This window comes from Rhodococcus sp. A14, assembly GCF_011603105.1.
GTDB lineage: Bacteria > Actinomycetota > Actinomycetes > Mycobacteriales > Mycobacteriaceae > Rhodococcus_F > Rhodococcus_F opacus.
The window spans coordinates 1-8266 of record NZ_JAAOQS010000189.1 but is presented as its reverse complement, the minus strand read 5'-3'; the positions used below and the strand labels follow the sequence as shown (position 1 = coordinate 8266).

Genomic DNA, 8266 nt, shown 5'->3' with positions numbered 1-8266 from the left:
GGTTTGGTGTGTGCCCTCCTGGTCCGGAGCCGGGCACTCTTCTGGCCCCTACCCCGGTGGAGTGGGGTAGAGGCTGGGAGAGCGCTGTGGTCAGCGGATGCGCCCGGTGCGGGCGTCGACGGCGCTCATGCGGCGGCGTCGAGCAGATGCAGTTCCTCCGCCACGATCAGATCGACCTCTTCGCTGGTCAGACCCGACAACAGATGTGTGGTCAGCATCGCTCTCACCTCCTCACCGCGCTTCTACTGGTACGTCGAACCGGAGAACCCGGAATCGACATCGACACCCATACAGACGAGGAACTTCGGATTCGGACGCACTGCGTCCGATCGCGGTCACTGTCGTCCGAACCTCTGGAAGGACCCTGACCCGAGGGGTCGCCACCGCGCCTCGGGGCGAGGATCCTGTAAGACGGAGAGGAACCACAGATCATGAACGAGGACACGGCCACCACCGCGACGACACCAGCGGATCTCGACCAGCTCTGGCGCCGCTTCTCGAGCGACTTGCGGGCCTTCATCGCCCGCCGGGTCTCGCGTCCCGAGGACGCCGACGACATTCTGTCGATCGTGTTCCTGCGGATGGCCAAGAGCCTGGACAACCTGCGCGAGCAGGACCGCCTCCTCGGCTGGATGTATGCGATCACCCGCAACGCGATCACCGACTACTACCGGTCCGCGCCCCATCGCCGCGAGCTGGCGGTCGATACCGTCCCCGACAACCCCCTCGACGGCGAACCGGACGCCGACGAGACGGCGGAGAAGGAACTCGCCTCCTGCCTGGTACCGATGCTCTCGAGGCTGCCCGCCGAGCAGGCCGCGGCGGTGAAGATGGTCGACCTCGACGCCCGAACCCACGCCGCGGCCGCCGGGGAGGCCGGGATCTCGGTGTCCGGGATGAAATCCCGGGTCCAACGCGGCCGCGCTGCCCTCCAGTCCCAATTGCACGCCTGCTGTCAGATCAGCCAGGACCGGACCGGTCACGTGCACGACTACCAGCCTCGCAGCGGATCCTGCGCCTGCGGAGCCACACCCACGGATGGCCGGTAGACCGGAGCATCGGCTCTGCTGACAGCGATCGCACCGCCGTTGTTGCCGAACTAACGGCTACTGGCAGCCGCATCCGCCGCCCGCCGTCGCCGCCGGACCGCAGCACGTCGACTTCTCACTGTGATCGCAGCAGGTGGCTTGTCGTTCGGTGCTGCAACACGTGGGCGCCGCAGCCTGAGGGGTTGCGTCCGTCCGATCCGTCGACGGGTTTTCGAACTCATTGGGGTTGGTCATGGTGACTCCTCGATCCGTGGGGATGGGTACCAGAACAGACGGAGGAGATCGAGGATGGACGCACTGGCCCCTCGGCAGTAGCCGGTCAGGTGAGCACAGCGGCGGGTGCACCGCCCGGTGCGCCGGTGACGGCATACACGGCGCCGTCGGCGTAGGCGGTCACGTACAGCGTGCCGGCGGTGTCCGGATCGACGAGCAGGAATCGGTGGGGTCCGAACGACCCGGAGGTCGAGTAGTCCGCGCCGGAGACGGATAGCAGATCGCCGTCCGCGACGTCCCACAGGTCTCCGAACGGTCTACGGCCGAAGAGTCAATGCCGAGCGTCGTATTCGCGGGACGGTCGGTCACGGGTGGGGTGCTGGGAGCCGAGTGGTCGGCGCTCACCGCGGTGGAGTCGCTTGGTGTGCCTTCGTCGGTCCGTTTCCGTCATGCCACCCCACACACCATAGGGTTCACCCACCGCGAGTGCGTGATCGCGGCACTGTTCGAGCACGGGGCAGGGCAGGCAAATCTGCCGGGCCTGTGCTTCGCGCCGGTTGCGGGCGTGGCCGCGTTCAGCGTCGGGTGAGAAGAACACTGCCAGATCGTTACCACGGCACGCGGCACGTGCCTGCCAGTCACCGGAATCGCGTGTGACGTTGTCCCTGCGCGTGGGGGAATCGTCGAGGGGCGGAGGATGCGGCATCGTGTTCATTCGAACACCGCCGGCGTCGTGGGCGCCGCACGTTGCGGAGGGACCGCAATGCGAGGTTCCTGCTGCTCTCTCCGGCCGTCAACGGCCGATGGCCTGGACAGGACGTGCTCGGCCGCGTTGGCCACGCTGGCGTGGTTGCGGCGGGCAATGTCGAGGAGAGCATCAAAGGCGGCATCCCGGCTGCAGCCATAGTGCTCGGCCAGGAGTGTTGCCGCGGCGGACAGTTGCGGTGCCCGCGCGTTGTCCGAAGGGTCCCGTCCGTCTGCGGCAGCGGTGTCAGTGGGCATGGAGAGTCCTTTCGCTGCGTACGCGGTCCAGGCGGCATGGGCGGCCACGCATCACCGCCGGCGCGGCGGGTTCTCTCTCCAGAGTCGTCGGCGAGACGATCGGAGAACACCGACATTCACCTAGTCATACCTAGGCGCGTGGTACGACGAGATTCAGCATCCGGCCACGATGCGCCACGCGTTGCAGTTCACCGACGCCGTTCGATACGGCGAGTCTCGGCGATCGCCGTGCTGGTCGACTCGGCGGAAACGACTCGTCCGGGGGTGGTCGGGGGCCGACACCGCCGATGATTGGCGGTGTCGACGAGGTGACCAACGGGACGGCGCCGAGCGATTCCCCCGAACCCGAGGCGGCGATGGCGAAACTGTCAACACCTGGATGCTGGGCCGCAACCGGGTGGGTTGACGCAGAACCGACAACGGTCACCCGGTGCACCGGGGCCGGGATCCATCGTGCTGACACCTCATTGCGTGGCGACCGAAAGTCCGCACACCGACTGCACATTCCTCACCGGTGTCTGTCGACGACGCGCCCAGACAGTCGTCGATCCACATGCGGGTGGACCGGTGTGACCACGACAGAGGTCAGACTCCCGATGATGGGCTTCCGGGCACCGGGCTGACGGTGTCGCTGTCCCACGTTGTCTTCTGATCGGGAGTTGGCGGGGAGTGCTTCAAGTTCAGGGGCGGAGAGACGGCCTCGACGCAGTCCGCTGACGCACAGAGGCAGGTCGTCATGAGGTCGATGGCGATCGCCACGCACCATGCGTGATCCTCGGGCCACCACAGATGCGCGCTCATTTCGCGAGCGGTGATGCGGCCGGGTTGGTACGTGCCCATTTCTGGACGAATGGCGCGGTACGCGCTGATCGAATGCAACGGCAGTGGATGGGCCTGAGCTGACCCACGTGCCACGGCGACGGAAGACCGCACCTTGCGACTACCTCACACACCAGTCGTCGCGTTCGGGAGATACGGGATCTGCACTGCCCGAAACCCGAGCTCGCTGATGGTGGCCCGTGCTCGGCCCTCGGTGTTACTTCCTTGGGGAAGCCGGTGTTCCTCGAAAGCATCGGGGGCCGCCTGGTGCGAAGCCCCGGGCGGCCCCACCTCCTCGTCCTCGGACCCGCTATGGTGCCGCCCGGTCGGAAGTCGAGACGGTGCTGATCACGCTGTTGCGTGCGGCGTGAGCGCTGGGTGAGGGGCCGCCTCCGAGTGGGTCAGTCGCGGATGACGGCGTCGGCCTCGATCTCGATGAGCAGGCCGGGGGCGATCAACGCGCTGACCTCCAGGATCGTGGTGGCGGGACGGATTTCGCCGAAGACCTCGCCGTGAGCGATGCCGGCCTCTTCCCACCGGCTCATGTCGGTGAGGTACATGCGGGTGCGGATGACATCGGTCGTGCTCGCGCCGGCCTCGGTGAGTGCTGCCTCGATTCGGCGCAGTGCCTCCCGGGTCTGTTCTCCGAGATCGTCTCCACCGACGGGACCGTCGGGGCCTGAGGCTGTGGTGCCTGACACGGACACGAGCTGACCGATCCGCACGGCTCGGGAATAGCCGATCTTGGCTTCCCACTCGGAACCGGACGAGACGTTGTTTCTGTTCGACATGAGCGACATTGTCGCAAGCGCCGATCCGGCGCTCACCAGCGCGGTCGTACTCGACGGTCCGGTCTCCTCGCGGGTCGAAGTCTTGACACCGGTTAGAACAAATGTTCGCATGTACCCATGAGGTGGGATGGGCAAGCGGTCGACGCCGACGACGGTGCATTGCCGGGGCTGGAGCGCGCCGGGCTCGTGCGCAGCGTGCAGACGCCCGAGTTCGACGGCATCACCTTCCACGAGGTGCTCTGCAAGAGCGCGCTGAACAAGATGCCCGAGGAGTCGCAACTGCCTTTCCGCTTCACTGTCAACGCTTTTCGCGGATGCTCACACTCGTGTCGCTACTGCTTCGCACGGCCCACCCACGAATACCTCGACCTCGACGCGGGCCGCGATTTCGACAGTCAGATCGTCGTGAAGACCAACGTCGCGGCGGTGCTGCGCAAGGAACTGGGGCGTAGGTCTTGGAAGCGGGAACACGTCGCTCTCGGCACCAACACCGATCCCTATCAGCGAGCGGAGGGCCGGTACCGTCTGATGCCCGGCATCATTCGGGCGCTGGCCGAATCCGCCACTCCGTTCTCGATACTCACCAAGGGGACGTTGCTGCGGCGCGACCTCCCGCTGCTGACGCTCGCAGCCCAGCAAGTGCCGGTGAGCATCGGCGTGTCGCTGGCGATCCACGATCCCGACCTCCAGAAGTCGATCGAGCCGGGCACACCCTCGCCGAAGGCGCGCCTCGATCTGATCCGGGCGATCACCGACGCCGGACTGCCCTGCAATGTGATGGTGGCCCCCGTCATTCCCTTCCTGACCGATTCGGTACGGCATCTGGACGGTCTACTCGAATCGATCGCCGACGCCGGCGCCTCGGGTGTGACCGTCTTCCCGATGCACCTGCGGGGCAGCACCAAAGGCTGGTTCATGAACTGGCTGTCGACGGAGCATCCCGCGCTCGTCCGTCAATACCGGCAGTTGTACGGGCGGGCGGCCTACGTTCCGCCCGAATACAAGTCGTGGCTGAAGCAGCGAGTCGACCCACTCGTCGACCGGTACGGTCTGGGCGGCGGGGCGAACCATCGGGAGGCCGGGCGCACCGAGGCCGTCGAGTCCGATCGCGGTGAACCGGTCGGTGTCGGTCGTCCCGGACCGGCGCTCACTCTGTTCTGACGTGAACGGTCCGCCTCGGCTCGTACCATTCGGCGCCGGCAGGTTCTCCCGCCATGTTCCAGCTCCACGAGATGGTCGGTGCGATGCGCACGTAGAGACCGGGACCGACCATTCCGTCCCGCTCCACCGGCTGATCGGCCGTGCCGTAGACCCGGATGGATCGCGCGACGAACGGCTCGAACGACACCAGGTCGTCGACGACCAGCGACACCTTGTCGTTCCCGGCCCGGATGTTCCGGAACTTGCGGGTACCGGTGACGGACGGTCCGGAACCTCCCACCCAGAAGTCCGTTCCGTCGAACTCGAACGCGAGGGGAACCACGTCGGGTTGCCCGTCTGCGCCCACGGTGGCGACGCGGGCGATCGGCTGCGACCGCAGGTAGGCGATCTCTTCGTCCGTGAACGACATGGAAACTCCTCGAAGTCAACCGATGTTCCTGCGTCGACACTAGCCAAGCGGACGAGTAACGCTCCCCGCATTCCCGGAGACAAGGGGAGAGGGGTTCGCCCGACGCACAACGACCGAGGAGCGCCATGCCTGTGGGAAATCTGGTTGTCCGATCGGCGGTGGTGGGTTCGCTCGCCGCGGCCGCACTGCTCGGTGCACCGGCCGCCGCCGCGGCGGATACGGCGACCCTGACCCCCACCTACACGATCGGCCACGGTCTGAGCCCTGGCGACATCAGCGTGTGCGGAGGGCGGATCGACGCCCAGGCGTCGTCCGACTACCCGGAGCCGCACGGGCCGAACTACGTTCTGTTGAAGACGTACTTCGTGGGCACCTCCCGGGTCTGCCTGGTCGACGGAACCCTGCACTGGCGCAACCTCGACACCGGCGCCTCCGGAACGAAGCAGTGGGCGTTGAGCGGATGGGACGGTCCAGGCGCACCGACAGCCGTGTACTTCGATCCGGGGCCGGGCCGGGTCGGCATCGAGATCACCACCAGCACCCCGAACATTCCGGGTCGGGGCGAGTTCACCGCGTCCTGAGCGTCGTTGCCGCGGGTTCAGGCGAACACGTTGTCCAGCCAGGACTTCCACGCGTCCTGCGACTTCTCCTGGTCGGCACCCGCGGCGAACAGGTGGTGCGCCGCGTCGACCGTCCCGCCGAACGCGTTCCGGCCGTAGAACCGGTACAGCGCATCGGCGGTCCGGATGCCGATGAAATGCGGCGTCAGGTAGTCGACGACGCCGTCGACGGTGCCGAAACCGGGGACGTCGACGGACACGGTGTCGCCGGTGGTCGAGGTGTCGGTCAGGCCGAGTGCGCCGCGGAGGGTGGCCATTGCGCCGGGACCGGTGGACGTATCCGGGCCGCCGGTCGTGATGTAGGTGGCCGCCCGGCCTGCGAAGTATTGGACGTACTGGCCGAGGCTGTGAAGGTAGAACGTGGTGTGCTTGTCGGCGCCGTCGTACTGCGCGTCCCAGTCGTCGGTGAAGATGCCGCTGTGGACGTAGCGCAGCGCCGCGGTTCCGCCGTCGCGGGCCTCGATGAGGTATTCGAGGGCGTTGAACCAGCCGTCGGGACCTTCCTGGCGCACGGCGAACTTCTGCGGCGGCTCCCACGCGACGACGGTCGGGTCGTCCGGTCCCTCGCTGCCGACGCCGGGATCGAGTTCGGAGGGGAACATCCACCCGCCGGTGCCGCTGGTGACGGCGGCGAACACCTCTTCCGGGGTGGCGTTCAGGACGACCTCGCGGCGAATCTCGAAGTTCTCGGACATGGCTAGCTCTCCTCGTGGCGGTTGTCGGGTGACTTCGCTTGCTCGGACGGTGTTTTCAGGCTGGGGTGCAGTGCGACGACGAGTCGGTGTCTGCGGCCGTTCGGGGCGTTCTCGTCGTGGTATCGGGCCACCAGGTGCTTCACGGACTCGCCGAGTTCGTCGGCGAAGGCGGACCGGTCGGCCGCGGACGCGAACCGGATGTCGCTGTCGATCGCGTAGGTGGCCAGCGGCTGACGCGCCGCCGTGGCACCGGCGATCAGCTCGCCGACCTCACGCACCAGGCGCGCGGCCAGTGCCACCAGCCAGCGGGCCGACAGTTGGTCCGGCGACCGGTCGGGATCGGGGGCGAGGGCGGCGAACGCAGCGGGGGAGATGACGTACGACGCCGCGGTGGCCTGGAAGACCCGTTCGGTGACGTTGCCCTTCTTGCGTTCCTCGACGAGTTCGACGAGGCCGTGCTCCTCGAGCGCCCGCAGGTGGTAGTTGGCCTTCTGTCGCGTCAATCCGACCGTCGCGGCGATGGAACTCGCCGAACCGGGTTCGGCCAGCGCCGCCAGCAGCCGTGCCCGGACCGGGTCCAGGGAGATCTCGGCGGCGCCCGCTTGATCGATCACTGCTACGTCCAACATGCGTCAACTCTCGCACCGACAGTAAATTCTGTCAAGACAAATATAATTGTCGGTGATGCAAGTGGTCAGCGCAGCGCCGGCGGAGTGTTCAGATCGCGTGCCGAATAGGTGTCGCAGGCCTGGACCTGACCCGTCCGGTACCCGGTGGCGAACCACTTCTGGCGCTGCTCCGAGGAGCCGTGCGTCCAGCCCTCCGGATTCACCCGAGCGCCCGCGGACTGCTGGATCCGGTCGTCACCGACCGACGAGGCGGCGGAGAGGGCGTCGTCGATATCGGTGTCGGTGAGGGGGTTCAGGAACGGCGGCCCACCGTCGGGGCCGGGGAGGGTATCGGCGTAGTGGGCCCACACGCCCGCGTAGCAGTCGGCCTGCAACTCGGTTCGCACCGCGGCCGAGTCGGCGCCCCGCGGGTCGGCCTGCGCCCGCCCGATGTCGCCGAGCTGGTTCTGGATGTGATGGCCGAACTCGTGCGCCACGACGTACTCCTGTGCCAGCGGTCCGCCGCTGGACCCGAAGCGGTCGACGAGGAGCTGGAAGAAGCTGGTGTCGAAGTACGCCGTCGAGTCCGCCGGGCAGTAGAACGGTCCGACCTCGCTGGTGGCGTTGCCGCAGCCGGTGTTGACCGAACCGGAGAACAGCACGACCTCCGGCGGCACGTACGCCGTGCCGGTCTGTGGCGCGAGTTCCTGCTGCCACACGGAGTCGAGACTGCCTGCGGTGAACACCACCCGGCAGTTCACGTCGCGGTTGGCGTCCGCGCCGGTCTCGCATCCGGCGAGGCCGGCGCCGGAATTCTGGCCGGCGGAATCGGTGGTGCCGCTGAGGCCGCCGAGCAGCGAGCCGGGATCGCCGCCGAGGAGCAGTGCGAGGACCAGCAC

At 67.4% G+C, this 8266-nt stretch carries 10 protein-coding genes; 3 read left to right on the top strand and 7 right to left on the bottom strand.

The window, feature by feature from the left end:
* The first annotated feature begins 431 nt into the window (after window positions 1-431).
* Window positions 432-1049 (top strand): sigma-70 family RNA polymerase sigma factor, encoded by a 618-nt coding sequence (locus G9373_RS43960; protein ID WP_005574258.1) that lies wholly within the window; start codon window positions 432-434, stop codon window positions 1047-1049.
* A 544-nt stretch (window positions 1050-1593) separates the two neighbouring features.
* Here the strand turns inward: G9373_RS43960 and G9373_RS43955 are convergent.
* The 3 genes from G9373_RS43955 to G9373_RS43945 form a co-directional block, all read right to left on the bottom strand.
* Window positions 1594-1968: a WhiB family transcriptional regulator gene (locus tag G9373_RS43955; RefSeq protein WP_005574257.1), complete on the bottom strand. Its 375-nt coding sequence runs from the start codon at window positions 1966-1968 to the stop codon at window positions 1594-1596.
* Between the two features lie 5 nt (window positions 1969-1973).
* Window positions 1974-2264: an ANTAR domain-containing protein gene (locus G9373_RS43950; protein WP_005262351.1), complete on the bottom strand. Its 291-nt coding sequence runs from the start codon at window positions 2262-2264 to the stop codon at window positions 1974-1976.
* Window positions 2265-3484: 1220 nt separating this feature from the next.
* Window positions 3485-3883: a RidA family protein gene (locus tag G9373_RS43945; protein WP_005574254.1), complete on the bottom strand. Its 399-nt coding sequence runs from the start codon at window positions 3881-3883 to the stop codon at window positions 3485-3487.
* A 108-nt stretch (window positions 3884-3991) separates the two neighbouring features.
* On the opposite strand from G9373_RS43945, the gene G9373_RS43940 reads away from it, so the two are divergent.
* On the top strand, window positions 3992-5035 hold the full coding sequence (locus G9373_RS43940) for an Rv2578c family radical SAM protein (protein WP_005574252.1): 1044 nt from the start codon (window positions 3992-3994) through the stop codon (window positions 5033-5035).
* On the opposite strand, the gene G9373_RS43935 is transcribed toward G9373_RS43940, so the two are convergent.
* On the bottom strand, window positions 5022-5444 hold the full coding sequence (locus tag G9373_RS43935) for a PPOX class F420-dependent oxidoreductase (RefSeq protein WP_005574251.1): 423 nt from the start codon (window positions 5442-5444) through the stop codon (window positions 5022-5024). The two genes, G9373_RS43940 and G9373_RS43935, sit on opposite strands and share 14 nt — an antisense overlap.
* A 125-nt stretch (window positions 5445-5569) precedes the next feature.
* Here G9373_RS43935 and G9373_RS43930 point away from each other — a divergent pair, with 125 nt between their 5' ends.
* A complete protein-coding gene (locus G9373_RS43930; RefSeq protein WP_043793763.1) occupies window positions 5570-6025 on the top strand; it encodes a hypothetical protein in 456 nt (151 codons plus the stop codon).
* 17 nt (window positions 6026-6042) lie between these two features.
* Here the strand turns inward: G9373_RS43930 and G9373_RS43925 are convergent, their stop codons facing one another.
* The 3 genes from G9373_RS43925 to G9373_RS43915 form a co-directional block, all read right to left on the bottom strand.
* The gene (locus G9373_RS43925; RefSeq protein WP_133986650.1) at window positions 6043-6759 is read right to left on the bottom strand and encodes an SRPBCC domain-containing protein; all 717 of its coding nucleotides are present in this window, start codon (window positions 6757-6759) and stop codon (window positions 6043-6045) included.
* Window positions 6760-6761: 2 nt separating this feature from the next.
* Window positions 6762-7388: a helix-turn-helix domain-containing protein gene (locus tag G9373_RS43920; protein ID WP_005262343.1), complete on the bottom strand. Its 627-nt coding sequence runs from the start codon at window positions 7386-7388 to the stop codon at window positions 6762-6764.
* A gap of 65 nt (window positions 7389-7453) precedes the next feature.
* On the bottom strand, window positions 7454-8266 hold an 813-nt coding region (locus G9373_RS43915), incomplete at its 5' end, for a neutral zinc metallopeptidase (protein WP_167121088.1).

Coding starts and splice junctions, on each gene's coding strand:
- G9373_RS43960 (WP_005574258.1), top strand. CDS start 432: ATGAACGAGGACACGGCCACCACCGCGACGACACCAGCGGATCTCGAC.
- G9373_RS43955 (WP_005574257.1), bottom strand. CDS start 1,968: ATGCCGCATCCTCCGCCCCTCGACGATTCCCCCACGCGCAGGGACAAC.
- G9373_RS43950 (WP_005262351.1), bottom strand. CDS start 2,264: ATGCCCACTGACACCGCTGCCGCAGACGGACGGGACCCTTCGGACAAC.
- G9373_RS43945 (WP_005574254.1), bottom strand. CDS start 3,883: ATGTCGCTCATGTCGAACAGAAACAACGTCTCGTCCGGTTCCGAGTGG.
- G9373_RS43940 (WP_005574252.1), top strand. CDS start 3,992: ATGAGGTGGGATGGGCAAGCGGTCGACGCCGACGACGGTGCATTGCCG.
- G9373_RS43935 (WP_005574251.1), bottom strand. CDS start 5,444: ATGTCGTTCACGGACGAAGAGATCGCCTACCTGCGGTCGCAGCCGATC.
- G9373_RS43930 (WP_043793763.1), top strand. CDS start 5,570: ATGCCTGTGGGAAATCTGGTTGTCCGATCGGCGGTGGTGGGTTCGCTC.
- G9373_RS43925 (WP_133986650.1), bottom strand. CDS start 6,759: ATGTCCGAGAACTTCGAGATTCGCCGCGAGGTCGTCCTGAACGCCACC.
- G9373_RS43920 (WP_005262343.1), bottom strand. CDS start 7,388: ATGTTGGACGTAGCAGTGATCGATCAAGCGGGCGCCGCCGAGATCTCC.